Consider the following 25753-nt stretch of genomic DNA (forward strand, 5'->3'; position numbering starts at 1 on the left):
GATGGCAGAAGTAAGAAGAGAAGAATTTCGTGAGATTCACTGCTCTAAGCCGAGGATCGACGGCGTGGAGAAGGTGACAGGCAAGTCTCTTTATGCAGGCGATATGTATAAAGAGGGAATGCTTTACGCAGGGGTATTAAGAAGCCCATACTCCAGCGCTAAAGTGGTGAAGATTGACGCTGCAAAGGCAAGAGCCATTGAGGGTGTCGAAGCAGTTGTAACGTTTGAGGACATCAGGAAGAAGAGAAGCTGGGCAGGCTACATGTATCTGACGGATCACATTCGGTATGTCGGCGATTGCGTAGCTATGGTGGCAGCTAAGTCTAAATCACTGGTGGACGATGCACTTGCAGCAATCGAAGTGGAGTATGAAGAGCTTCCGGGTGTGTATACGATCGACGATGCATTAAAGGAAGGGGCTCCGCTGGTACATGAGGAATATAAGAATAATATCTTTACAGATTCCCATTATCCGATCAGAAAGGGAGATGTAGAGGCGGGATTTGCCAAGGCTGAGGTCATTCTCGAGAGAGAGTATCGCACACAGTACATAGAGCATTCCTATATTGAGCCAGAAGCTGCTCTGGCATTTCCGGATCCGAACAGTGGACTCATGACAGTCTATGCATCTGCGCAGAACCCGTTCTTCACAAGAAGGTATGTTGCAGATATCATCGGAATACCGCTCAATAAGGTCCGTATGGTTCAGGCGGTACTGGGAGGTTCCTTCGGCGGAAAAGAAGAGGGAGTCGGACTGGTTGCAGCACGTGCCGCATATTTGTCATACATCACCGGCAAGCCGGTTAAGCTGGTATTTACCAGAGAGGATTCTTTCCTGGAAAGCGCAAAGCGGCATCCGTTCCGGCTGCGCTATAAGATCGGAGCTATGAAGAATGGTAAGATCGTTGCATTTGAAGGGGAACAGGTTGACAACTGCGGTGCCTATAATAACCAGACGCAGTTCATGAACTCCAGAGCAAGTATTCATTCTTCCGGCCCTTATGATATTGAGAATATTAAGACGGATACATATGGCGTGTTTACAAATAACATCCACTCCGGAGCCATGAGAGGTTACAGCTCACCTTCTCTGATCTTCGGACAGGAGCAGCTGATTGAGGAGCTTGCCGAAGAGCTGGGAATGGATGAAGTAGAGCTTAGAAGAATCAACTGTTTAAAGGATGGCTCTCTTACCACAACGGGCGTGCCTGTAGAACATGTGATTTTGCAGAAGATCATGGACGAGACAGTAGAAGAGACCGATTATGTAAGAAAACATGCCGAATACAAGAAACAGACGGATCCACATAAGAGAAAAGGAATCGGAATGGCAATCTGCTACCGCGGATGCGGACTTGGCGCAGAGTCACCGGACGCGTCAGGCTGTCTGATCATTGCCAATGAAGATGGAAGTGTCAGCATCACATCAGGACTTGCTGAGAACGGACAGGGACTGAAAACAGCCTATGCACAGATCGCGGCGGAGACGCTCGGCGTGCATTATGAGGATGTGCAGTTCCCGCAGATCGACTCCTTTGCCATTGCGGACAGTGGAATGACGGTTGCATCAAGAGGAACCGTTATGGGTGCACAGTCCGTGAGAAAGGCAGCGGAGAAGTTAAAGAAGGTCATGATCAAAAATGCGATCATTCTGCATTCTCTTCCGTTGGAAGAAGCAGGATTTTCCTATGATGATATCACAGAAGAGGATATCGAACTTAAGGATGCGAAGTTCTACCTTAAGAAGCATCCGGAAGTGTCCGTAGATTATAAAGCCGTAACGGGAAGTGCAATCTGGGCGGGACTTCAGATGGCAGCTTATGAATGGTACAGACCGGAAGGACTTGATCAGGATCATCATACAGGACAGGGCAAAGCATTCCCAACCTTCTCCTATGGTTGTGTGATCGCAGAGATCGAAGTAGATATGAGAACGGGATATGTGGATGTACAGAAGGTAACAGCCAGCCATGACGTGGGAACGGCGATCAATCCGGCACTCATCAGGGGCCAGATCTACGGCGGTATTGTTATGGGTCAGGGCTACGGCATTATGGAAGACGTGGCGCCAAGCCGTGGACGGATGAAGACACGGAACTTCGATTCCTACATCCTTCCGACAGCAGTGGATGCACCTGAGATGAAGATCAATATCTATGAATCCGACGATCCGGCGGGAACCTACGGAGCGAAGAGCGTTGGAGAACCTGCGACGGAAGCAGTGGGAGCAGCGATTGCCAATGCGGTATACAATGCGACCGGAAGAAGAGTCAGGGAAAACCCGTGTGATCTTGAGACAGTATTACTTGGAAAGAAATTAAGATAGGAGGGAAGCACAGATGTTTAAATATAATTATTATAGGGCAAAGAGCTTGGAGGAAATCTGTGAGACCCTCGTAAAATACAAAGATAAAGTCGGTATTGTTGCGGGCGGTACAGATATTATGGTGCAGATCCGTGAGAAGGATAAGAGATGGCAGGACATGGAGTGCATGCTGGACATCTCGGCACTGGAAGAAGAAATGAGATACATCAGAGAAGAGGGAAATGAGATACATATCGGCGCGCTTAGCACGCATACAGACCTTGAACGCTCTGATGTTGTGAAAAAGTATATTCCGTTTTTGGGAAAAGCGGCGTCTACAGTAGGTTCTCCGCAGATCCGTAACAGAGGAACCATCGGCGGAAGCATCTGTAATGCCTCACCGGCAGCGGATCCGCTTACTCCGCTGATTGCCCTGGATGCAAGAGTGGTCATCCATGGACCCAAAGGAGAACGCGAGGAGCTTCTTCGTGATTTCTATGTGGGCAAAGGCAAGGTAGATTTAAAAGAAGGAGAATTCCTTAAGGAATTCGTCGTAGAGAAGCTTCCGCAAAATGTAGTGACTGAGTTCGTAAAACTTGGACGAAGAAAAGCGCTGGCGATTTCAAGACTTAACGTATCTATCGCACTCGGATTTGATGCGGAGGGCGTGATCGATTACGCCAGAGTTGCACCGGGCTGTATCTTTGTGACTCCTGATCGGGTGGTAAAAGCAGAACAGCTTCTTGTGGGGAAGAAGCCGTCTGATGAACTTTGGAAGGAAGCAGGAAAGGCAGTATCCGAAGAAATGATAGCACGCACCGGAGTTCGGTGGTCCACAGAATACAAAAAACCGGCAGTAGAGGGAATCGTGGAAGAGGCCCTTGAGCAGATCGCAGAAAAGGCGGTGAGATAGCATGGAAAAAATCAAGGTGAATTTTACGTTAAATAAAGTGAAATCAACGGTAGAAGTATACCCGAATGAGAGACTTCTGGATGTCTTAAGAGATACTTTGCATCTGACCGGGACAAAGGAAGGGTGTGCAGTAGGAGAATGTGGAGCCTGCACGGTCATTCTGGACGGAAAAGCGGTAACTTCCTGTCTGGTTCCGATCGGAACAGTGGAGGGCAGAGAAGTCACCACGATCGAGGGTGTTGGCTGTGATGGAAAGCTTGATCCGGTACAGGAAGCGATTCTTGAGAATCATGCACTGCAGTGTGGTTTCTGCACTCCGGGATTTGTCATGAGCGCGAAGGCGTTATTGGATGAGAATCCGGATGCAACAAAAGAAGAGATTCGAAGAGCTATTTCCGGAAACTTATGCAGATGCACCGGCTATGAGCAGCTCACGATAGCCATCTATGAAGCGGCTCAGAAGCTGAAGGAAGTAAAAAAGGTACAAATTTAATTTCATATAAGAAAAGGAGAGAGCGTATGTTTGAAAAAGAGAAACTGACAGGAGCTGACATTAGTATTGATTTCTGCGGTTACAAGCTGCAGAGCCCGTTTATCCTCTCATCAGGACCTCTGACCTATGGTGCGGAAGGAATGATCAAGGGATTTAAGGCAGGCTGCGGAGCTGTCGTGACCAAAACGATTCGTAAATCGGCAGCGATCAATCCGGTGCACCACATGGGTACCGTGAACAATGATTCCCTCATCAACTGCGAGAAATGGGCAGACTCTGACAGACAGCAGTGGTATGAGAAGGAGATTCCGGAGACCGTAAAGGCAGGAGCGATCGTGATCGCAAGTGTGGGACACACTCTGGGAGAGGCAATGGAAATCGTGGAGGAAGTGGAAAAAGCAGGAGCTCATATCATTGAGCTGGTATCCTACACAGAGGACACCCTGCTTCCGATGCTGGACTACACAAAGGCACATGTAAAGATTCCGGTAATCTGTAAGCTGAGCGGAAACTGGCCGGATACAGTAGGCACAGCAAGAAAATGTCTGGAGCACGGCGCTGACGGACTGTGTGCTATCGACTCCATTGGACCGACACTGAAGATCGATATCGAGAAGGCTCGTCCGGAGCTTATGAGCGCTGACGGTTACGGCTGGATGACCGGTGCGGCAATGCGTCCGATTTCCATGCGCATCAACTCAGAGATTGCCCGCAATCATCCGGATCTTAAGAACCTTTACGCTTCCGGCGGTGTCATGAGTGCTGATAATGCAATCGAATACATGATGGCAGGCGCTATGGGTGCCGGTATCTGTACAGTAGGTATCTTAAAAGGTGTTGAATATGTAGAGAAGATGTGCTACGACCTTTCTAAGAGACTGAAAGAACTCGGATACAATTCTATCGAGGAAGTTAACCGCGCGGCTCTTAAGAACTTCCCGAAGAAAGAGTATGTCAGCAAGCTGGATTTCCATTTTGAGCCTTTCAAGGAAGACGGCAAGAAGAAATGTGTATCCTGTGGCAAATGTGTGGCTGCATGCTGTTACGATGCAAGAACACTGGAGTTCCCGGAGATGAAGGTCGATATGGACAAATGCCGTTCCTGTGGTCTGTGTCTTGATGTCTGTCCGACAGGAGCGCTCACAGGTAAGAGAGCACCGCAGACAGAGGAAGATCTTGAGTTGGAAAGAAAATCTATTGAATTCTATGAAACTGTAAAATAAGGAGGAAAAAAAGATGTTAAGCAAAGAAAGAGAAGAACAATTAGTAGCATTTTGTCAGAAGATGATTCAGGCTCAGAGCTACAGCGGCCATGAGGACAAAGTTGCAGAAGAAATGAAGAAGTTCTGTGATGAGACCGGATTTACAGATGTGCACGTTGATAAGTATGGTAACTGCATCTGCCACATCAAGGGTAAAAAGGACGGCCCGAAGATATTATTTGACGGACATATGGATACCGTTCCGGTTCCGGACGCAACCGCATGGGAGCATGATCCGTTTGGCGCAGAGATCATTGATGGAAAAATGTATGGACGTGGAACCTCTGATATGAAGGGTGCTCTTTCCGCTATGCTGGCAGCAGCGATCTTCTACGCAAAAGACTGCGACTATGATTTCCCGGGCGACATTTATGTAGCAGGCGTTGTACATGAGGAATGCTTTGAGGGTGTTGCAGCAAGAGAAATCAGTGCATATGTGAAACCGGATTATGTAATTATCGGTGAAGCAACCCAGCTTAACATTAAGATCGGACAGCGTGGACGTGGCGAACTTCAGGTAGAGACCTTTGGAGTTCCGGCTCATTCCGCAAGCCCGGAGGAAGGCGTTAATGCAGTATACAAGATGTGCAAGGTAATCGAGGCGATTCAGGGACTTGAGCCGACACATCACCCGGTACTCGGCGATGGTATCCTTGAACTTGTAGATATCAAATCTTCTCCGTATCCGGGAGCTTCTGTTGTACCGGATTACTGCCGTGCAACCTATGACAGACGACTGCTTGTAGGCGAGACGAAAGAAAGCGTTCTTGCACCGATTCAGGAACTCCTTGATAAGATGATGGCTGAGGATCCGTCTCTGAAGGCAAAGGTATCCTTCGTAGAGATGGAAGAAAGCTGCTACACAGGCAACAAGATCGCAAGCGAGAGATTCTTCCCGGGCTGGCTGTATGATGAGAACGATCAGTTCGTACAGGATGTATACAAAGAAATGAAGGCTCTTGGCTTTAATCCGACGATCACGAACTACAACTTCTGTACAAACGGAAGCCACTATGCAGGCGAGGCTGGCATCAAGACTCTTGGTATTGGACCGTCACTTGAGACACTGGCTCACAAGATCAACGAGTACATCGAGCTTGATCAGCTTGTTAAGGTTACAGAGTGTTACTATGGAGCAATGAAAGCATTATTAAAATAATAAAAAGAGGTTCATACTATGCAGTTATTTGATTTACATTGTGATTCCATCGTTAATTTTCGAAATGAAGGTTCAGATTTTTTGTGTGACAAGACGCAGTTCTCTCTGAAGGATTTATCAAAGTTTAAGAGACTTTGCCAGACGATGGCAGTGTTCATCCCGGACGAGATCAGGGGAGACGATGCTTTTCAGTATTTCTGCGATCACAGAGACTATCTGGATATGCTGATCGAAAAACAGCCGGATATGGCAGGACGTGCTTATACTGCAGAAGACATTGAACGTATTACGGCAGAAGGAAAATGTGCGGTGCTGCTTTCTGTGGAAAGCGGCGCGGCACTTGCCGGCCGTGTGGAAAATGTGGATTATCTTGCAAATAGTGGCGTGAAGATGATGACACTTGTGTGGAACGGCGTCAATGAACTGGGTTCCGGACACGCAACTGACCAGGGACTCACAGAGTTTGGAAGAAACGTGATTAAACGAATGGAAGAAAAGAAGATCATCGTGGATGTCTCTCATATCAATGACAGGGGATTTGACGAGGTATGCGAGATTGCAACGAAGCCATTTATCGCGACACATTCCAACCTGCGCAGCATCTGCTCACACAGGAGAAATCTCACAGAGGATCAGTTCCGGGAGATTATAAGAAGAAAAGGTCTGGTAGGCGTAAATCTGTTCTTGAATTTCCTGTCTGATGATCAGAACGGGGATTTGGACAGCTTGTACCGTCATGTAAGCCGTATGCTGGAGCTTGGCGGGGAAGATGTGATTGCCTGCGGAAGTGATTTTGACGGGGCAGATATTGATGCGTCACTTGACACACCGGCCAAATTTGCAGCGTCTGCAGATTATCTCATTGGAAGAGGCATATCAGAACAGGTGATTGATAAGATGTTCTTTACGAATGCGTTGGAGTTCTTCAGAAAGAATATCTAGGATAAATATAAGAGGATGAAAATATGCTGATTAAAAATGGAGTCATTATTGGTGGCAAGGAGCGGGTACGGCGTGACATTCGTCTGAAAGATGGAAAGATTGCCACGATTGCCGAAGAGCTAAGTGCCGAAGAGCAGGAAGAAGTCATTGATGCTGCGGGAGGATATATTCTTCCGGGAGGCGTCGATGCACATACGCATCTGGATATGCCTGCAGGCGAGTGTATGACTGCCGATGATTATCTGACAGGAACGAAGGCTGCAGTTATAGGCGGAACGACTACGGTGATGGATTTTGCTGAGTATGAGGAGGGAGAGTCGCTGAAGGACGCCCTTGCCTGCTGGCATAAGAAGGCGGCTGGAAAGGCGTATTGCGATTATAGTTTTCATATGACAGTATCCGGCTGGGATGAGCATATGAAGGCGCAGATAAAAGAAACAAAAGAACAGGGAATTACGTCTTTTAAGGCGTATACCGCTTATCAGGACGGAATCGGAGTGAATGACTCGCAGATGTTTCGGATCTTGCAGTGCATGAGGGAATTGGGGACCCTTTTGTGTGTACACTGTGAAAATGGAGCAATCCTGGAGGCTCTGCAGGCGGACCTGCGGGCAAAGGATGCGTCTGATCCGGGAAATCATCCGAAGTCAAGACCGAATCTGGTAGAGAAAGAGGCAGTGTCCCGAGTCATCGATATGGCGGCGATTGTCGGCGTTCCGGTGTACATTGTCCACGTAAGCACCAGGGAAGCGATCGAGGTCATTGAGCAGGCGAAGAAGCGGGGACAGGAGGTCTATGCGGAGACCTGTCCGCAGTATCTTCTGCTGGACGAGAGCAAATATGATCTTCCGGGCTTTGAAAGCGCAAAGTACGTATTATCACCGCCGCTTCGGACTGTGAAAGACCAGGAGGCACTCTGGAAGGCGCTTAAGGAGCATAGAGTGGACACCGTGTCCACGGACCATTGTTCTTTCCGATTTGAAGATCAGAAAAGCCTTGGAAAAGAAGATTTTACAAGAATCCCGAATGGGATGCCGGGAATTGAGAATCGTATGGAGTTAATACTCACTTACGGCAGCAGGCATGGTATGAGCCTGGAGGAGATTGTAGAGGTTACAGCGGAGAATCCGGCGAAAATATTTGGTCTTTATCCGGAAAAAGGGGTGATTCAGGAAGGCAGCGATGCAGATCTTATCGTGGTAAAAGAAGATTGTCCACATAAGATCAGCGCGGCCAACCAGCATGAAAATGTGGATTATACACCGTATGAAGGAGTAGAATCTACTTATCAGATCCAGCATGTTTTTGTGAAAGGAAAGCATGCGGTAGAAGAGGGTAAATGGCTTCTCGAAAAACCGGAAGGAAAGTTCCTTACCTGCAAATAGAAGGAAGCTGTTTAGAAATACAAATGATAGAGCCTTAAAATAGGGAATGATCGCAAAATCAAAATTTGTGAAGAACAGAAAAATGGCTTATCAGCCATGAAATATCTGTCATGGATAAGTTGTGGGAACGATCCATGGAAAAGGCTGCCTTTCACCGGCTTTAGTCAGTCTTTTAAGCATGTATGCAGAAGGAACGTGATAGAGACCTATCACTACATGTACACTGAATTAAGATATACCGCGCGGGATTCTGTGTGTAACAACGAAGTCGGGGGATGGGGACGGGAAGAAGCTCCCGGTCCATTATCTTTCGGAGGATAAAATGAAAACTAATACTTCAGCAGGTACTAATGTCAGTACCGCAATTTATGAATTGGACGGCAGACCGCCTTTTGCACAGGCATTTCCTTTAGGATTACAGCAGTTATTGGCAATGTTCGTTGGTAATATCGTACCGATGTTGTTAGTGTCAAGCAGTGCAGGACTCTCCACTGCTGAATCGACTCTTTTACTTCAGTGTTCCCTTCTTGGGGCAGGTGTGGCAACATTGATTCAGGTCTTTCCTATTAAATTGGGATTGATCAAGATTGGTTCAGGACTTCCCGTTATGATGGGACTTACTTATACATTCCTTCCAATCTGTATCTCTGTTTCCATCCAGTATGGTCTGGCAGCACTTTTCGGAGCACAGTTGATTGGAGGGATTGCATCTATTTTTATTGGTTTGGCACTGCCGAAGGTACGGAGATTCTTCCCGCCGATCGTTACCGGAACGATCATTGTTTCGATTGGTATTTCGTGTTTCCCAACGGCAGCTTACAATCTTGCAGGAGGACAGGGCGCAGCAGATATGGGAGCCTTACATAACTGGGTGATTGGAGTTGTTGTTATAGCTGTGATCATGATCTGTTCAGGATTCGGCAAAGGACTTGTCAATGCCGCAGCAATCCTGATCGGTATGGTCGCAGGATACATCGTTGCAGTTATCTGGGGAATTGTAGATTTCTCAGCAGTCTCTGAGGCAGCATGGTTCGCACTTCCGAGACCGATGGCATTCGGAATAGAATTCCACTGGGATTTTGCAATCGTATTCGTATTATTGTTCTTCATTAATGCGGTAGAGATGACTGGAGATTTCACTGTGTCTGCAACGGGTGGTCTTGGAAGACAGCCTAAAGATTCAGAGCTCAGAGGAGGTATCATCGGAAATGCAATAGCATGTATCTTCTCTTCATTTTTCAACTGTTTTGCGACAGGAACTTATAGCCAGTGTTCAGGAATTGTAGCGCTTACAAAAGTATGTAGCAGATATGTTATGGGTTGTGGAGCGGCAACTCTGGTCGTTTCAGCATTCTGCCCGAAACTTTCAGCAATTTTGTCCACGATTCCGAATTGCGTAATCGGAGGAGCGACAGTAGTTGTGTTCTCTATGATCGCAATGTCTGGTATGAGCCTGGTAGCAAGAAGCCGGTTCACAAGCAGGAGCATGCTTCTGTGTGGAACATCATTGGCATTAGGACTTGGTATCTCGTTTGCAAAGGACACACTTGCGGGTACCGGAGAATATGTTCAGATGTTCTTTGGAGAATCAAGTATCATTCTTGTAGCCGGAACTGCGCTGATTTTAAATATTCTTCTGCCGAAGGATAAGGTAGATCAGGAGGTTGAGCAGGAAATCATGGAGGAGATCCGTCAGACAGCAGAGTAGAAAAATGAAAAATCTAGGTTGAAGCATTTGTTGAAAATGGATCATCGTTACAGTAAATAAAAACTCCATCTGCATTCGTAAATGGAGCGGAACGCACGAAATCCGGGCACTGGTAATCAGTGCCCGGATTTGCACAATTTAGTGGACCTGAGGGGAATCGAACCCCTGTCCGAAAGCTCATCCATCAAAGCATCTCCCATCACAGTCATTATTTTAACATTCCCTCCACCGGACGCCTAATGACAGGCTGCCGGTCTTAGTAGCTTCATAAATTCTTCCATCTCCTCAAAGCTTTGGAGATAAAGTTCCTCATCTGGTCGAAGCCGGTTACTTAAGCAATGAGTGACTCAAGGCCGACTGCTGCAACTAGGCAGCTAACGCTAATCTATCGTCTGCGTTTATTTTTAAATACGGATTGTTACGCGGTCCCGCCCCGCGGATGGCTTCTCTAACTTCCAAACCCCCGTCGAAACCAGTACAAGCCCTGGTTTTATTTGTTTTTTTATTATATGTGATATTATATGCAAATGCAAGCCTTTTGCGAAGAAATTTTTGGAGTAAATTTTTGGAGAAATTTCTGGCAGTTCCTATCGTTCATTTTTAGCGACATCTACTATTTATTGTGATTTGTTATTTATCATGCTTCCAATAGTTATTTAAGTATGAGTTTAATCCCGATTTTTGAAAAAACAAAATTTAAATTTTTTTGCAAATTAAAAATATTCTCTTTTATTCGATTGGCTAACGTGCTATAATAGCATTTGGACGGGGTATTAGCGCAGTTGGGAGCGCGCAACATTCGCATTGTTGAGGCCACGGGTTCGAATCCCGTATACTCCACTAAAGCTTGCAGATCCGAACACTGATTACCGGTGTTCGGATTTTGTGTGTTTTGTTCCGATTATTATATCAGGCACAGTTTGAGTGACGGCCAGGAGGGTAAAATGTTTGCAATGAAATTACCTTACGCTATTCACATAAATGTCACATTTCTTTGTTACAATATTTAAAATCACAAAAAGTAGATAAGAGGAGTGGAAATTATGGAAAAATTGAAGATTCTTCTTGTGGACGATGAGGCCAGAATGCGCAAGTTGGTAAGGGATTTCCTGGAACGGGAAGGATATGCGGTACTGGAAGCCGGAGACGGTATGGAGGCGATGGATATCTTCTATGCTCAGAAGGACATTGCACTTATTATATTAGACGTTATGATGCCGAAGATGGACGGCTGGCAGACCTGCCGGGAGATTCGGAGAGATTCCAAAGTGCCGATCATCATGCTGACTGCCAGAAGTGAGGAGAAAGACGAGCTGCAGGGATTTGAACTGGGCGTGGATGAGTATATTTCCAAGCCTTTCAGTCCGAAGATCCTGGTAGCGAGAGTTTCGGCAATTCTGCGCCGGACGAATGCGCTGTCGCCGGACAACGTTCTTGTGGCGGGAAGCATCGAGATCGATAAAGCGGCGCATATGGTGAAAATCGATGGGACGGCTGTAGAGTTAAGCTACAAGGAATTTGAACTGCTTACTTATTTTGTGGAGAATCAGGGAATTGCCCTTTCCCGGGAGAAGATTCTGAATAATGTGTGGAATTATGACTATTTCGGCGATGCCCGTACCATAGATACCCACGTAAAAAAACTCCGCAGCAAGCTGGGAGACAGGGGGGATTATATCAAGACCGTCTGGGGCATGGGATATAAATTCGAGGTAACGGCATGAAATACTCGATAAAAAAACAGATGATGCTGGTCTTCGCCGGACTGGTGGTGGTGATCATGCTGGTTCTGTCCATATTGAACGTAGGATTTCTGGAGCGGTTCTATGTAGGAAAGCGCCAGGCTGAATTTACGAAGGTCTATGCCCTTATGAAAGTAGGGGTAGAGAGTGGAACGATCCTCGAGGAGCGCGCCGATGGGGAAATGGGCGTGCTGGTGGAGAAAAATAACATATCCATTCTTGTCATGGACGAGGAGTATAAACCGTTGTATATGAATAACCGGGACTGGGAGATTCTGGCGAATCAGTTGATGGGGTATTTGTTCAATAAGAATCAGGCGCAAATTTTGGAAGTAGAGAACAATTACAGCATAAATATATCGGTCGACCCGCAGAGTAACACGGAATACATTGAGATGTGGGGCAAGTTCGACAACGGAGAGGTATTCATTATGCGAAGCCCTCTGGAGAGCATTCGCTCTGCGATCCGTCTGTTCCGTCAGTTCATCGGCTGGGCAGGAATAATCGCCATTGCAATCGGTACGGTGATGGCCTGGTATCTGTCCAGAAAGCTGACGACGCCGATCCTGGAGCTGGCAGCCTTGTCGCAGAAGATGGCGAACCTGGAGTTCGATGTCAAATATACCAGTGGCGGGAACAATGAGATTGGAGTCCTGGGCGAGAGCTTTAACCAGATGTCTGAACGGCTGGAGCAGACCATTTCCGATCTGAAGCGTGCTAATTATGAGCTGCAAAAGGATATTGAGCAGAAAGAAAAGATTGAGACGATGCGGACGGAGTTCCTGGGCAATGTGTCTCATGAACTGAAAACGCCGATTGCACTCATTCAGGGGTATGCGGAAGGACTGAAAGAAGGGATAAGTGACGATCCCCAGAGCCGGGAATTCTATTGTGATGTCATTATGGACGAGGCGGCGAAGATGAATCAGATGGTGAAGAATCTGTTGACTTTGAACCAGCTGGAGTTCGGGGAGGACGACGTGCAATTTACCCGGTTTGATATCACAGCTCTGATTCGGGGCGTGATCCAAAGCTGCGAGATCCTCATTTCCCAGAAAGAGGCGAAGGTAATATTTCATCAGGAAGGTCCGGTCTATGTCTGGGCAGACGAGTTCAAGGCAGAGCAGGTGGTGCGGAATTATTTCAGCAATGCCCTGAACCATGTGGAGCAGGAAAAGGTGATTGAGATCAAGGTCGTTCCCGCGAACGATGTGGCGAGAATCAGTGTTTTTAATACCGGGAAGCCGATTCCGGAGGAAGATGTGGAACGGATCTGGGACAAATTTTACAAAGTGGACAAGGCGCATACCCGCGAATATGGGGGAAATGGAATCGGACTTTCGATTGTGAAAGCAATCATGGAATCCTTCCATAAGGGGTATGGAGTCAGAAATTATGATAATGGTGTGGAATTCTGGTTCGAAGTGGATATGAAATAAGGCGAAAGAGGCTGCGGCATTGTAAGTTGCAGCCTCTTTTAAAAAATGTTGCCTGTTTTGCGATAAATGTTTATAATGGGTACATGACTAGTAATAGACAAGGTATTATGAGAAATATTAATGATACACTGCACCAGGAGAGATATGCAGGTAGAAAGATTGTTTCATATAATTCCAACAGAGTGAGGATAAGAAAGATGATAGCAATTATTGATTATGACGCAGGTAATATCAGAAGTGTGGAAAAGGCCCTCCTGCATTTGGGCGAGACTCCGGTGATCACAAGGGACCGGGAGACGATCCTGAATGCAGATAAGGTGATCTTGCCGGGTGTGGGAGCATTCGGAGATGCCATGTGCAATTTGAAAAAATATGGACTGGATACGGTGATACATGAAGTGGCGGCAAAAGAGACTCCTCTTTTGGGAATTTGTCTGGGGCTTCAGCTTTTGTTTGAGAGAAGCGATGAGACGCCGGGCGTGGAAGGGTTGGGCGTATTAAAAGGCGAAATCCTTCGTATTCCGGACAAGGAGGGACTTAAGATTCCGCATATGGGCTGGAATTCTCTGCATTTGCAGAACGAGGGGAGATTGTTTGCGGGATTTGCGGACGAGCCTTATGTATACTTTGTGCATTCTTATTATTTGAAAGCGGCCGATGAGAGCATCGTCAAGGCTACTACGGAATACAGCGCACACATTCATGCGTCTGTGGAACAGGACAACGTATTTGGCTGCCAGTTCCATCCGGAGAAAAGCAGTGAGACGGGGCTTAAGATACTGGAAAATTTTGTAGCACTATAGGAGGAGACAAAAAGTGTTTACCAAGAGAATTATTCCCTGCCTGGACGTGAATAACGGAAGGGTGGTAAAAGGCGTGAATTTTGTGGATTTGAGGGATGCGGGGGACCCCGTGGAGATCGCGGCAGCGTATGACAAGGCCGGCGCGGATGAATTGGTCTTTCTTGATATTACTGCCTCCTCTGATGCAAGAAATACGGTGGTAGATATGGTGCGGAAGGTTGCTGAGACCGTATTTATTCCGTTTACGGTAGGCGGAGGAATTCGCACGGTGGACGATTTTAAGGCGCTTCTGCGGGAAGGAGCGGATAAGATCTCTGTCAATTCTGCGGCGATCCTGCGGCCGGAGCTGATCAGCGAGGCTGCAGATAAGTTCGGGAGCCAGTGTGTCGTATTGGCGATTGATGCCAAGCGGCGTCCGGACGGCGGCTGGAACATCTATAAGAACGGCGGCCGGGTGGATATGGGAATCGACGCTGTGGAATGGGCGATGAAGGCAGAAAAGTTGGGGGCGGGAGAGATCCTTCTTACCAGCATGGACTGCGATGGCACAAAAGCAGGATATGATCTGGAGCTAACCCGGACGATCGCGGAAAATGTTTCGATTCCTGTGATTGCTTCCGGCGGCGCAGGAACGTTGGAACATTTTTATGAGGCACTTAGTGAGAAGGGAAAGGCTGACGCAGCTTTGGCGGCTTCCCTGTTTCATTATAAAGAACTGGAGATTCGTGAGGTCAAGGAATACCTGCGTGGTAAAGGGGTATCTGTGCGGCTGTAAAAGTGGAGGCTGTTCAAAAAGTAAAACAGAAAGAGCTATGGGATAAGAGTGAGATTTGGGAATTTATCTAAACTGGAAAGAAATACGTTAGACTAAACAGAGAAGATATGGCAGGGAGGACGAGAAAGATGGCAGCAATTAATAATGACTGGCTGGAGGCATTGCAGGAGGAGTTTAAAAAACCGTATTACAGGAAGTTATTTCAAACCGTGAATAATGAGTATCGCACGCACCGCATCTATCCCCCGGCAGATGATATTTTCAATGCCTTTCATCTGACTCCGCTTCACGAGGTGAAGGTGGTGATCCTGGGGCAGGACCCTTATCATGGCGATGGGCAGGCGCATGGCCTGTGCTTTTCCGTAAAGCCGGAGGTGGAGATTCCACCATCGCTTGTCAATATTTACCAGGAGCTTCACGATGATCTGGGGTGCACGATCCCTACTCACGGGTATCTGACCAAGTGGGCAAAACAGGGGGTACTGCTTCTGAATACGGTTCTGACCGTGCGGGCGCATCAGGCGAATTCCCACCGCGGAATCGGTTGGGAGGAGTTCACGGATGCAGCGATACGGGCGCTGAATACGCAGGATCGTCCAATCGTGTTCATCCTCTGGGGGCGTCCGGCGCAGCTGAAAAAGCGAATGTTGACCAATCCGAACCACCTGATTCTGGAAGCACCGCACCCAAGTCCGCTCTCGGCTTACCGCGGTTTTTTTGGCAGCAGACCGTTCAGCCAGACGAATCAATTTCTGGAAGCACACGGGATTGCGCCGATCGACTGGCAGATCGATGAACTAAAATAGAAAAGGGGTAATTATGAAAAGAGAAGAAGTAGAATGTTGCGATGTGTTTCACATTCATACAGACCTGGTTCAAAAAGCAGCCGGGCATATGCCTGGGGAAGAGCAGGTGAAAGATCTGGCGGATTTTTTTAAAGTGTTTGCGGACACTACCAGAATTCGAATCCTCTGTGTTCTGCTCCAATCGGAGATGTGTGTGTGTGACCTGGCGGAGGTGCTTGGGATGACGCAGTCCGCGATCTCTCACCAGCTCAGGCTGCTCAAACAGATGAAATTAGTGAAGAACCGCAGGGAAGGAAAGACGGTATTCTACTCCCTGGCAGACGGGCATATTCAGACTATTATCAATCAGGGCATGGAGCACATTACGGAATAGCAGTATAGAAGAGTTGAAGGTATAGAGTATGAAAATCAGTAAATATGTACAAAAATATATGGGGCAGATGATTCCCGCAGTTTTGGTGGCAGTCATGATGGTTCTTACCGGCTGTGCCAACGCCGTGGAGGACGGGACGAAGCTGCTGGAGCAGGGAGATTACGTCGCTGCACAGGAGGAATTCCAGAAATCCATTGACGAAGAGAAGGATGTAAGTGAGGCATACCGAGGGCTGGGAATCTGCTATTTTGAACAGGAGGACTATGCCGGGGCGGCAAACGCATTTGGCATGGCCCTGGACTTAGGCGCAGAGGAGACGGCGACGATCTATAATATGCTGGGAGTCTGTGCAATGAAGACAGAGAATCCGGAAAAAGCGGTGTACTATTTTGAGAATGGCCAGAATTTTCCGGATGCGGGACAGGAGATTTTAAAGGAAATGTCCTTTAATCTGGTGTGCGCCTACGAGCAGGTGGGGGACTATGTCTCTGCGAGGGAAAAACTGGAAATTTATGTAGGGCTTTATCCCGATGATGCGAATGCAGCAAAAGAACTGGAATTTCTGAATACCCAGGCGGGCGACCTACATGAGTAGGTATCTGCCATGAGGTTCATGGCTGAAAATAGGAGAAATATATGGCGTTTTATGAGATGAAAGAAGAAAAAGAACGGGTCATCTTGGTGGGTGTGAGTATGGGAGACCAGGAGGATACGGAACAGTCACTTAACGAGCTGAAGGACCTGGTGAAAACTGCGGGAGCCAAGGAGGTAGGCAGAGTCATACAACGGCGGGAGATGATTCATCCCGCCACTTATGTTGGAAAAGGAAAAATTGAGGAGATTAAGGATCTTTTGTGGGAGCTCGACGCGACCGGAATCGTCTGCGATGATGAGCTTTCTCCTTCGCAGATGGCGAATCTGACGGAGCTTCTTGACACGAAGGTGATGGACAGAACCCTTGTGATCCTGGATATTTTCGCAGGGCGTGCGACTACAAGCGAAGGAAAGATCCAGGTGGAGCTGGCGCAGCTTAAATACCGGCAGACCCAGCTTACCGGTGCGGGAAAAGCGCTCTCCCGTCTGGGCGGCGGAATCGGAACCCGCGGACCCGGTGAGAAGAAGCTGGAGATGGACAGACGGCTTATTAAGAACCGGATCGCCCAGCTTAACAGGGAACTAAAAGATGTCAGGCGTCATCGGGAGCTTACGAGAGAGCAGCGGAGCCGGAATCACCTTCCGGTAGCGGCAATCGTGGGTTACACGAATGCCGGAAAATCTACGCTTCTCAACCATTTGACAGGAGCGGATGTGCTGGAGGAGGATCAGCTCTTTGCGACGCTTGACCCGACGACCAGAGGCTTACGTCTTCCGAGCGGACAGCAGATCCTGCTTACGGACACGGTCGGATTTATCAATAAGCTGCCGCATCATCTGGTGGAAGCCTTCAAAAGCACGCTGGAGGAGGCGAAATATGCGGATTTGATTCTTCATGTGGTCGACGCGTCGAATCCGCAGATGGACGAGCAGATGTATGTGGTGTACGACACCTTAAGAAGGCTTAATATTACCGAGAAACCGGTGATCACGGCATTTAACAAGATGGACAGACTGGACGATATCCCCCAGATCCGGGATTTTCAGGCGGACAGGATCGTCCAGATCTCGGCCCGCACGGGGGAAGGCCTTGATAAATTGATGGCTGAACTTACGGAGCTTTTGCGGGAGCAGAAGATTTATGTTGAGAGAGTCTATTCTTATCAGGACTCGGCAAAGGTACAGATGATCAGGACAAAAGGGGAGCTGCTTAGTGAAAGATACGAGGAAGACGGCATCCATGTCACGGCCTATGTACCGAAGGAGATTTACGGACAGATTTAAGTTGCCAGGCATACCTGAAGTAAGGTCCGGTGGACCTTACTTTGGGAGGAACACCCGGCGAAATGTTTGAAGCCAGGTGAGAATCTATGCCCTTGGGGCACAATACAGGTGGAGGATTATCTATGTCTCTGCAATTTATTTTTGGGCCTTCCGGTTCTGGGAAGTCCCACTATTTATATGAACATATTATCAAAGAATCTATGGAGTATCCCGACCGGAATTATATCGTACTGGTACCGGAGCAGTTTACCATGCAGACGCAAAAGGAACTGGTGATGCGCCACCCGAGGCACGGGATCATGAACATCGACGTGCTCAGCTTTGCGCGTCTGGCGCTACGCGTTCTGGAGGAGACCGGAGAGGGAGGAAGAGCGGTTCTGGATGATGAAGGGAAGAACCTGATCCTGCGGAAAATTGCGGGGCAGGTGGAGCCTTCCCTGCGCGTACTGAAAAGCAATATCAAGAAACCGGGATACATAAGCGAAGTAAAATCCGTGATTTCCGAGCTGACCCAGTACAGCATTACGCCGGAGGGTATGGACCTGATGGCCTACGCGGCGGGAAGTCAGGCGTATCTTGCCCTAAAGCTTAAGGATATTCAGACGGTTTATCAGGCGTTTGAAGATTACCTTTCTGACCGGTATATTACGAAGGAAGAGATACTGGACGTGCTATGCCGGGTGATCCCAAGGTCTCGTATGCTGAAAGATGCTGTGATTGCGCTTGACGGGTTTACCGGATTTACCCCAGTCCAGAATAAGGTGTTGGGGGAAATGCTCCGCTATTGCCGCAAGGTATTCGTGACGGTCACGATGGACGAACGGGAGGATCCCTATCATTTGAAGGACCCCTATCAGCTCTTTGCACTCAGTAAGCAGATGGTGACGTCCCTGGTAAAAATCGCCGGGGAGGAGCGGGCGCAGATTGAGGAGGCAGTATGCCTTTATGAGAAGCCAATCTATCGGTTTCGCAATCAGGAGGCTCTTGCGTTTCTGGAGTCGGAATTGTTCCGGTTCAGTGGAGAATGCTATAAGAAGAAACAGAACAGTATCCGTATTTACTGTGCGCGAAGTCCGAAGGAAGAGGTGGACTATGCAGCGCAGCGTATCCGGTCCCTGGTGAGACAAAAAGGCTGGCGGTACCGGGAGATCGCGGTGATCACCAGCGATATGAACGTGTACGGAGATGAAATCGAAAAGACGTTTGCCAGGTATGATATCCCGGTGTTTTTGGATTACAAGAGAAGTGTGCTCCTTAATTCCTTTGTGGAATACGTGCGCAGCGTGATCGCGCTGGCTGAGCAGAATTTCTCTTACGAGAGCGTTTTTCGGTTCCTGCGCACCGATCTTGTGGGATTCGAAGCCGGGGAAATCGATATTTTGGAAAATTACGTGCGTGCGCTGGGAATCCGGGGCTATAAGAGGTGGCAGGAAAAATGGATCCGCCGCGGGAAGTATACGACGGCGGAGGAACTGGAGTTATTGAATCATCTCAGGGTGCGGCTCATCGAGAAGGTTGACGATCTGATCTTTGTGCTGAAGCAGCGAAGGAAAACGGTGCGGGACGTGACGGAAGCCCTCTATCGATTTCTGGAAAAGGAAGAGCTGCAAAAGCAGATCAGGGACATGGAGAAAAGGTTTGCGGAAAACGGAGAGCTGGCTCTGGCAAAGGAATACGCCCAGATTTACCGGGTAGTGATAGAACTGTTTGACAAATTCGTGGGACTTCTTGGAGAGGAAGCGATCTCTCTGAAGGAATACGCCCAGCTTCTTGATGCCGGCATGGAAGAGGCGCGGGTAGGTGTGATTCCGCCCAGCCTTGATGAAGTGGTGGCGGGCGACGTGGAGCGAACGAGACTTAAGGACATCAAGGCCCTCCTGTTCCTTGGGGCCAATGACACGCTTATTCCGGGAAATACGCTGTCCGGGGGACTTTTGTCCGAACGTGACAGGGAGCGGTTTTCGGAGGAAGGCATTGCGCTGGCACCGGGGGCGAAGGAGAAGACCTATATTCAGAAATTCTATTTATATCTTCATATGACCAAGCCGACGCAGGAACTGGACATCAGCTACAGCAAGGTGTCCTCGGAAGGAAAATCCCTGCGCCCGGCTTACCTGGTGGGAGATCTGCGCAGAATGTTCCCTGAGATCCTGGTATTTGACATGGATCGGTATCCAATGGAAGTGATGGAGCTGGTGCCGGAGACGGGAATTGACTATATGATTGCGGGACTTCGCGCGCCGCAGAAGATGAAGTCTGCCCCCTGGCAGGAGTTATACCGCTGGTATATGGAGCAGAGTAAGTGGCACGAGGCAGTAAAACGGCTGGTCGAAGCGAGCTGCTATCAGAAGCCTGAGGACAATCTGACCCGAAAAACGGCGGAGAAGCTATACGGCGCCCGGACGATGAGTGTGTCGCGCATGGAACGCTTCGTGGCCTGCGCCTGCGCACATTTTCTGACGTATGGCCTTAAACTTACCGAGAGGGAGGAGTATGAGTTTGCCGCCCTTGATTTCGGAAATGTGTTCCATGCGGCGCTGGAAAAATATTCCGGAAAGGTGGAAGATGGCGGGAAGGGCTGGATAGGGCTTTCGGAGGAACTGAAAACACAATACATTGAGGAAAGCGTGGAGGAAAGTATCGTGGATTACAGTAATACCGTGATCCGCAGCTCCGCGAGAAACGCATATATGATTCCGCGCATGAAGCGAATAATGACCCGGACGGTGTGGGCCATGACCCGCCAGCTTGGAAAGGGGGCGTTCCGGCCGGAGGGGTACGAGGTCAGCTTTGGAAGCGGTAAAATTGACCGGATCGACGTGTGCGAGACGGAGGATTCGGTCTATGTGAAGATTATAGATTATAAAACAGGGACCAAGGCGTTTGACATGGCGGCATTTTACCATGGACTACAGATGCAGCTTGTGGTCTACATGGACGAGGCCCTGCGCCTGACCGAAAAACGTCACCCGGGAAAGGAAGCGGTCCCCGCGGGAATCTTCTATTACAGAATCAAGGACCCGGTGGTGGCAAAGGAAGTGGATCGGGCGAAGCTGGAGGAGGCCATCTTAAGCGAGCTGAGGCTGGACGGGCTGGTAAATGCTTCCGATGCGGTGATCAAACGGCTGGACGCGGATTTTACGGGTAGTTCCAGTGTGATTCCGGTCGGGAAGACGAAGAATGGGTATTCCAAAGCGTCTAAGGTGTTAACGCCGGAAGAGTTCGACCGGGTGCTGGAATTTGCAAAGGAGAAGCAGAGCGAGCTGACCGACCAGATGAGAAGCGGGGACGCTGCGGCCAGCCCCTACAATATGGGAAAACAGACCGGGTGTGAGCATTGTGAGTACCGGAATATCTGCGGATTCGACGAGCAGATCCCGGGCTGTGAATATCGGAAACTAAAGAAATATTCCAGGGAGGAAGTCCTGGAAAAAATCGCAGAAAAAGAGAAGGCGGGCGAATAGGATATGGCAATGACATGGACGAAGGAACAGCAGCAGGTCATTGATCTGAGAAAAAAGAATATTCTGGTATCGGCTGCGGCAGGCTCTGGTAAGACGGCGGTCCTGGTAGAGCGGATCATTACCCGTTTGACGAAGGATCAGCCGCCTCTTGACGTGGACCGCCTGCTGATCGTGACCTACACGGACGCTGCGGCTGCCGAGATGCGCGACCGAATCGGTGCGGCCATTGAACAGGCGCTGGAGAAGGAACCGGAAAATGTACATCTGAAAAAACAGTCTGCGCTGATTCATACGGCGAAGATCACCACAATCCATAGCTTCTGCCTTTCTGTCATGAAAGAATATTTTCACACCATTGATCTGGATCCGGGCTTTCGGGTCGGGGAGGAAGGGGAACTAAAGCTCCTTCGCCAGGACGTGATGCGGGAAATGCTGGAGGCAAGATATGCGTCGGGCGATGAAAACTTTCTGCGTTTTGTGGAGACGTTTGCCACGGGCCGGGAGGATACGAAGCTGGAGGAGATGATCGGGCGGCTGTATGAATATGCGGGCAGCTACCCTGAACCGGAAAAATGGCTGGAGGAATGCGCTGCGGCATATGAGCAGGGATTATCCGGGGATTCTCCCTATGTGCAGTCGATTCTTGCTTATATTCAGAATTGTCTTGCCGATGTGGGCGATATGATGGAAGAGGCGAGGGCGATCTGTCTGGAGCCGGACGGGCCTTATATGTATGAGAAGACGATAGAGGAGGATAAGGAGATTCTTGCCCCGCTGTTGGAATTTTGCAGGGGACTTAAGGGGGAAGACGGTGCTGTGCGCAGAGATGTTGGAAATGACTGTACAGACCCGGCGACAGATGCAGGTGAAGTGCGTGATTTGGCGGGGGGTGCTGAGAAAAAGGCACATTTGCCGGAGGAGAATCCGTATATAAGGTTGTACGATATTTTTAAAATAATTTCTTCCTGGCCGCGCCTTGCTTCCAACCGGGATAAGTCCGTAGATGCAGGGAAAGCTGCGCAGGTGAAGGCCCTTCGGGAGTCCTGGAAGAAGCTGATTGATGGGATTGGTGACGCTTATTTCTTCCAGGAGCCCCCGGAGATGGAAGCGGACCTGGAGCTATGCCGTCCGGTCATGAGAATGCTGGTAGAGCTGGTCGAAGAGTTCCAACAGGCTTTTGCAGACAAAAAGGCGGAGAAAAACCTGATTGATTTCCGGGATATGGAGCAGTTTGCCCTGAAGATCCTGACCCGGGAGGAGGACGGCCGTCTGGTGCCTTCGGAGACGGCGAAGGAGTACCAGGAGCAGTTTGAGGAAGTGATGATCGACGAGTACCAGGACAGCAACCTGATACAGGAAGCAATTCTCACCAGCGTCTCCAGAGCAGAGCGGGGAGAGTATAATTTATTCATGGTAGGAGATGTGAAGCAGAGCATCTATCGTTTCCGCCTTTCCCGTCCGGAGCTTTTCATGGAGAAATTCGATCGTTACAGCACCACGGACGGGAACCTAAGAAGAATTGACCTCCACAAGAATTTCCGGAGCCGCAGGGAGGTGCTGGACGCTGCAAACGCTGTGTTTGAGCAGATCATGACGCGGAAACTGGGAAAAATCGAATATGACGAGAATGCGGCGCTCTATGTGGGAGCGGATTACCCGGAGACGCCGGGGTGTGAGACGGAGATCCTGGTGGTGGATACCCAGGTGGACGAAGAGGGCGTCGGGAAGGACGTAAAAGAGACGGTGCGTGAGCTGGAAGCCCGCGCGGCGGCGGAGCGGATTCATGAATTGATGAAAACCAAACAGGTGTGGGACGGGAACAAGGGAGAATTCCGGCCGGTGCGTTATAGCGATATCGTGATCCTGACCCGGAGTCTGGCGGGCTGGACTGATGTATTTACCAGGATTCTTGGCCGCGAGGGGATTCCGGCGTTTGCCGGCTCCAGGGAGGGCTATTTCGGGACGCTGGAAATTGGCTGGATTCTGGATTATTTGCGGGTGCTGGATAATTACAGGCAGGATATCCCCCTGGCCGCGGTGCTGAAATCCCCCTTCGGCGGGTGCACCAATGAAGAACTGGCGCAGATTCGGGATGCATATCCGGAGGGTCCGTTCTATGAGGCGGTGCTTCGAGCGGCGCAGGAAGAGTCTGCACCGGTTCCGGAGGCAGTCACGCAGAAAATACAAAGCATTTTCAGAAAGTTAACCGGTTTTCGTGAAAAGGTATCCTATACCTCCATTCATGATCTTTTATGGGAAATCATGGACGAGACCGGTTACCGCAGCTATATTTCGGCCATGCCGGGAGGAGAGCAGAGGCTTGCAAACCTGGATATGCTGCTTACCCGTGCCAAATCCTACGAAGCCACCAGCTATAAAGGGCTGTTTCACTTCGTGCGCTATATCGAGCAATTAAAGAAATACGATGTGGATTTTGGAGAGGCGGGCATTTATGACGAGCAGACCAATGCGGTGCGGCTCATGAGCATTCACAAAAGTAAGGGACTGGAATTCCCGGTCGTCATCGTGGCGGGAATGGGAAAACAGTTCAATACGCAGGATATTCGTGCCAGTGTGGTCATACACCCGGAGCTGGGACTTGGAATTGATGCGGTGGATATCGAGAGGAGAACGAAGAGCCCGACGCTGATCAAAAAAGCGATTCAGATGGAGACGGAACTGGAAGATCTGGGAGAGGAGCTGCGTATCCTCTATGTTGCTATGACGAGAGCAAAGGAGAAGCTGATTCTTTTAGGGACCTTAAAAGGGGCCGAAGAGAAGCTGGAAGGATATGAAAGAAATAAAAAGCTGACGTTTTCCAGGCTGGCGGGAGCGCATACCTATTTTGACTGGGTTCTTCCCGCCTGGCAGAATCTGCCGCCAAATGTTCCGATCAAGTTCCGGCTTATGAAGCTGGAAGACCTGGTCGTCAGCGAATCGGAGCGGGAAATGGAGGAACTATTGGAAAAGAAGACATTTCTCCGTGCCGTGGAAGAGGGGGAGGATCTCCTCTCCCTGAGAGATGACTGGTTTGCACAGCGCCTGCGGGAGCAGTTTTCGTATCGGTATCCCTACGAGGGGGAGGAGCAGTACAAATTAAAATATACGGTATCTGAGCTGAAAAAACGTGCGGCCCTTCCGGATGAGGAGAATCAGGCCGGGCAGATGCTGGTGGAGGAAGAGGAGGTGATTCCTCTGATTCCTAAGTTTTTGCAGGAGGAGGAGCCTCTTACGGGAGCTTCCCGGGGAAGTGCTTACCATAAGCTGCTGGAGCTTTTGGATTTTGCAAAGGAATATGATGCAGAAGGGTTAAAAGAAGAGATGGCCACTCTGCGCCGGGAGAGATTTCTGGGGGAGGACATGGCGGAATGTATCCGGGTCCAGGATATTCTGCATTTCCTTCAGACGAGTTCCGGGCAGAGAATGCACCGGGCAGCGTGCGGCAGGAAACTGTATAAAGAGCAGCCCTTTGTATTTGGCGTGGACGCAAAGGAATTCTATCTGGGGGCGGACACCCGGGAGCTGGTGCTGATCCAGGGAATCATCGACGTGTATTTTGAGGAAGACGACGCTTTGGTGGTGCTGGATTACAAGACCGACAGGGTGCAAAAAGCACAGGAACTGGTCGATAAATATCAGGAGCAGCTGCATTTATACGGGCGTGCACTGGAACAGATGACAGGGAAAAGGGTGAAGGAGAAGATCATTTATTCCTTTACGCTGGCCGAAGAAATCAGTTTGTGAAAGGAATTGACATGGAGTTAAAAGTCACAATTTGTGTTTTATATTTTGCTGTGGTAAATCTGGCCGCTTTTGTCGCTTTTGGCATGGACAAAAGGAGGGCTCTGAGGCAAAAGTGGAGGATACCGGAGAGAACCCTTCTGGGGATAGCCGCAGCCGGAGGCGCGGTCGGTGCGCTGCTGGGAATGCACATTTTTCACCATAAAACGAGGAAACTGAAATTTTCTCTTGGGGTTCCGGTGTTTTTGGCGATGCACGTGTTGGTGATTTATATAGTATTTCGATAGAATTGTTTTGAGAATGCTCCGCTGGCCTGAGTGTAGTGTATTATGATGAATGTCAATGATGCACTATACCAAGGTTAGTGGGGCATTTACTTTGGCGCGAAATATATTTGAGTGACCTGTTGGATATTCATCCTGGCTGCCAGGCATACTTAAGTAAAGACCTGGCGGATATGAATTCGGTTTCGCCTTTAGGAAATCTTTCATTTTTCTTATTGCAATCTTTTATAATATTATATTGACAATTAATATTATACAGAATATAATATCATCAAGAAAAC

General features: G+C 48.9%; 19 protein-coding genes, 1 tRNA gene and 1 other RNA gene. 20 read left to right on the forward strand and 1 reads right to left on the reverse strand.

All coding sequences use genetic code 11. The features are described 5' to 3' along the window. Position 1 precedes the first annotated feature (1 nt). The 8 genes from ABXS75_05570 (at position 2) to ABXS75_05605 (ending at position 10167) form a co-directional block, all read left to right on the forward strand. Complete coding sequence (locus tag ABXS75_05570; protein XCP86273.1) at positions 2–2326, forward strand: xanthine dehydrogenase family protein molybdopterin-binding subunit; 2325 nt, start codon at positions 2–4, stop codon at positions 2324–2326. 13 nt (positions 2327–2339) lie between these two features. After that, complete coding sequence (locus ABXS75_05575; protein XCP86274.1) at positions 2340–3218, forward strand: xanthine dehydrogenase family protein subunit M; 879 nt, start codon at positions 2340–2342, stop codon at positions 3216–3218. A 1-nt stretch (position 3219) separates the two neighbouring features. Further along, positions 3220–3711: a (2Fe-2S)-binding protein gene (locus ABXS75_05580; GenBank protein XCP86275.1), complete on the forward strand. Its 492-nt coding sequence runs from the start codon at positions 3220–3222 to the stop codon at positions 3709–3711. Between the two features lie 26 nt (positions 3712–3737). Continuing rightward, positions 3738–4934 (forward strand): 4Fe-4S binding protein, encoded by a 1197-nt coding sequence (locus tag ABXS75_05585; protein XCP86276.1) that lies wholly within the window; start codon positions 3738–3740, stop codon positions 4932–4934. Positions 4935–4947: 13 nt separating this feature from the next. Continuing rightward, positions 4948–6132, forward strand: a complete 1185-nt coding sequence (locus ABXS75_05590; GenBank protein ID XCP86277.1) for a YgeY family selenium metabolism-linked hydrolase — start codon at positions 4948–4950, stop codon at positions 6130–6132. A gap of 18 nt (positions 6133–6150) precedes the next feature. Beyond that, complete coding sequence (locus ABXS75_05595) at positions 6151–7074, forward strand: membrane dipeptidase (GenBank protein ID XCP86278.1); 924 nt, start codon at positions 6151–6153, stop codon at positions 7072–7074. 23 nt (positions 7075–7097) lie between these two features. After that, a complete protein-coding gene (gene hydA / locus ABXS75_05600; GenBank protein XCP86279.1) occupies positions 7098–8459 on the forward strand; it encodes a dihydropyrimidinase in 1362 nt (453 codons plus the stop codon). 322 nt (positions 8460–8781) lie between these two features. Continuing rightward, positions 8782–10167 carry a solute carrier family 23 protein gene (locus ABXS75_05605; GenBank protein XCP86280.1) on the forward strand — a complete coding sequence of 462 codons (1386 nt, stop codon included), beginning with the start codon at positions 8782–8784 and terminating at the stop codon, positions 10165–10167. A gap of 139 nt (positions 10168–10306) precedes the next feature. Here the strand turns inward: ABXS75_05605 and ssrA are convergent. Beyond that, positions 10307–10652: a transfer-messenger RNA gene (ssrA, locus tag ABXS75_05610) on the reverse strand. Between the two features lie 282 nt (positions 10653–10934). Here ssrA and ABXS75_05615 point away from each other — a divergent pair. The 12 genes from ABXS75_05615 to ABXS75_05670 all read left to right on the forward strand — a co-directional run bounded on the left by ABXS75_05615 (position 10935) and on the right by ABXS75_05670 (position 25475). Beyond that, positions 10935–11007 (forward strand) — tRNA-Ala (locus tag ABXS75_05615). Between the two features lie 203 nt (positions 11008–11210). Beyond that, positions 11211–11891 (forward strand): response regulator transcription factor, encoded by a 681-nt coding sequence (locus tag ABXS75_05620; GenBank protein ID XCP86281.1) that lies wholly within the window; start codon positions 11211–11213, stop codon positions 11889–11891. Further along, positions 11888–13348, forward strand: coding sequence for a HAMP domain-containing sensor histidine kinase (locus tag ABXS75_05625; protein ID XCP86282.1), 1461 nt, complete (start codon positions 11888–11890; stop codon positions 13346–13348). Before ABXS75_05620 ends, ABXS75_05625 begins: the two co-directional genes overlap by 4 nt. Before the next feature lie 197 nt (positions 13349–13545). Then, positions 13546–14151, forward strand: coding sequence for an imidazole glycerol phosphate synthase subunit HisH (gene hisH / locus ABXS75_05630; GenBank protein XCP86283.1), 606 nt, complete (start codon positions 13546–13548; stop codon positions 14149–14151). Between the two features lie 13 nt (positions 14152–14164). Beyond that, positions 14165–14926 carry an imidazole glycerol phosphate synthase subunit HisF gene (gene hisF / locus ABXS75_05635; protein XCP86284.1) on the forward strand — a complete coding sequence of 254 codons (762 nt, stop codon included), beginning with the start codon at positions 14165–14167 and terminating at the stop codon, positions 14924–14926. Between the two features lie 128 nt (positions 14927–15054). After that, the gene (locus ABXS75_05640; GenBank protein XCP86285.1) at positions 15055–15732 is read left to right on the forward strand and encodes a uracil-DNA glycosylase; all 678 of its coding nucleotides are present in this window, start codon (positions 15055–15057) and stop codon (positions 15730–15732) included. A gap of 13 nt (positions 15733–15745) precedes the next feature. Further along, entirely contained in the window at positions 15746–16105 is a 360-nt protein-coding gene (locus ABXS75_05645; GenBank protein ID XCP86286.1) for a metalloregulator ArsR/SmtB family transcription factor, read from the forward strand. Positions 16106–16133: 28 nt separating this feature from the next. Next, the gene (locus tag ABXS75_05650; GenBank protein XCP86287.1) at positions 16134–16700 is read left to right on the forward strand and encodes a tetratricopeptide repeat protein; all 567 of its coding nucleotides are present in this window, start codon (positions 16134–16136) and stop codon (positions 16698–16700) included. Between the two features lie 41 nt (positions 16701–16741). Continuing rightward, positions 16742–17983 carry a GTPase HflX gene (gene hflX / locus ABXS75_05655; GenBank protein ID XCP86288.1) on the forward strand — a complete coding sequence of 414 codons (1242 nt, stop codon included), beginning with the start codon at positions 16742–16744 and terminating at the stop codon, positions 17981–17983. Positions 17984–18105: 122 nt separating this feature from the next. Further along, the gene (locus ABXS75_05660; protein ID XCP86289.1) at positions 18106–21447 is read left to right on the forward strand and encodes a PD-(D/E)XK nuclease family protein; all 3342 of its coding nucleotides are present in this window, start codon (positions 18106–18108) and stop codon (positions 21445–21447) included. Between the two features lie 3 nt (positions 21448–21450). After that, on the forward strand, positions 21451–25191 hold the full coding sequence (addA, locus tag ABXS75_05665; GenBank protein ID XCP86290.1) for a helicase-exonuclease AddAB subunit AddA: 3741 nt from the start codon (positions 21451–21453) through the stop codon (positions 25189–25191). Then, positions 25188–25475, forward strand: a complete 288-nt coding sequence (locus tag ABXS75_05670; GenBank protein ID XCP86291.1) for a DUF1294 domain-containing protein — start codon at positions 25188–25190, stop codon at positions 25473–25475. The genes addA and ABXS75_05670 overlap by 4 nt, the downstream gene beginning before the upstream one ends. Positions 25476–25753 lie beyond the last annotated feature (278 nt).

Origin of the sequence: Roseburia hominis (assembly GCA_040702975.1) — a bacterium.
Classification (GTDB): Bacteria; Bacillota; Clostridia; order Lachnospirales; family Lachnospiraceae; genus Allocoprococcus; species Allocoprococcus hominis_A.

Coding starts and splice junctions, on each gene's coding strand:
- hflX (XCP86288.1), top strand. CDS start 16,742: ATGGCGTTTTATGAGATGAAAGAAGAAAAAGAACGGGTCATCTTGGTG.
- ABXS75_05645 (XCP86286.1), top strand. CDS start 15,746: ATGAAAAGAGAAGAAGTAGAATGTTGCGATGTGTTTCACATTCATACA.
- ABXS75_05595 (XCP86278.1), top strand. CDS start 6,151: ATGCAGTTATTTGATTTACATTGTGATTCCATCGTTAATTTTCGAAAT.
- ABXS75_05650 (XCP86287.1), top strand. CDS start 16,134: ATGAAAATCAGTAAATATGTACAAAAATATATGGGGCAGATGATTCCC.
- addA (XCP86290.1), top strand. CDS start 21,451: ATGGCAATGACATGGACGAAGGAACAGCAGCAGGTCATTGATCTGAGA.
- hydA (XCP86279.1), top strand. CDS start 7,098: ATGCTGATTAAAAATGGAGTCATTATTGGTGGCAAGGAGCGGGTACGG.
- ABXS75_05585 (XCP86276.1), top strand. CDS start 3,738: ATGTTTGAAAAAGAGAAACTGACAGGAGCTGACATTAGTATTGATTTC.
- ABXS75_05570 (XCP86273.1), top strand. CDS start 2: ATGGCAGAAGTAAGAAGAGAAGAATTTCGTGAGATTCACTGCTCTAAG.
- ABXS75_05620 (XCP86281.1), top strand. CDS start 11,211: ATGGAAAAATTGAAGATTCTTCTTGTGGACGATGAGGCCAGAATGCGC.
- ABXS75_05625 (XCP86282.1), top strand. CDS start 11,888: ATGAAATACTCGATAAAAAAACAGATGATGCTGGTCTTCGCCGGACTG.
- ABXS75_05575 (XCP86274.1), top strand. CDS start 2,340: ATGTTTAAATATAATTATTATAGGGCAAAGAGCTTGGAGGAAATCTGT.
- ABXS75_05640 (XCP86285.1), top strand. CDS start 15,055: ATGGCAGCAATTAATAATGACTGGCTGGAGGCATTGCAGGAGGAGTTT.
- ABXS75_05590 (XCP86277.1), top strand. CDS start 4,948: ATGTTAAGCAAAGAAAGAGAAGAACAATTAGTAGCATTTTGTCAGAAG.
- ABXS75_05605 (XCP86280.1), top strand. CDS start 8,782: ATGAAAACTAATACTTCAGCAGGTACTAATGTCAGTACCGCAATTTAT.
- ABXS75_05580 (XCP86275.1), top strand. CDS start 3,220: ATGGAAAAAATCAAGGTGAATTTTACGTTAAATAAAGTGAAATCAACG.
- ABXS75_05660 (XCP86289.1), top strand. CDS start 18,106: ATGTCTCTGCAATTTATTTTTGGGCCTTCCGGTTCTGGGAAGTCCCAC.
- hisH (XCP86283.1), top strand. CDS start 13,546: ATGATAGCAATTATTGATTATGACGCAGGTAATATCAGAAGTGTGGAA.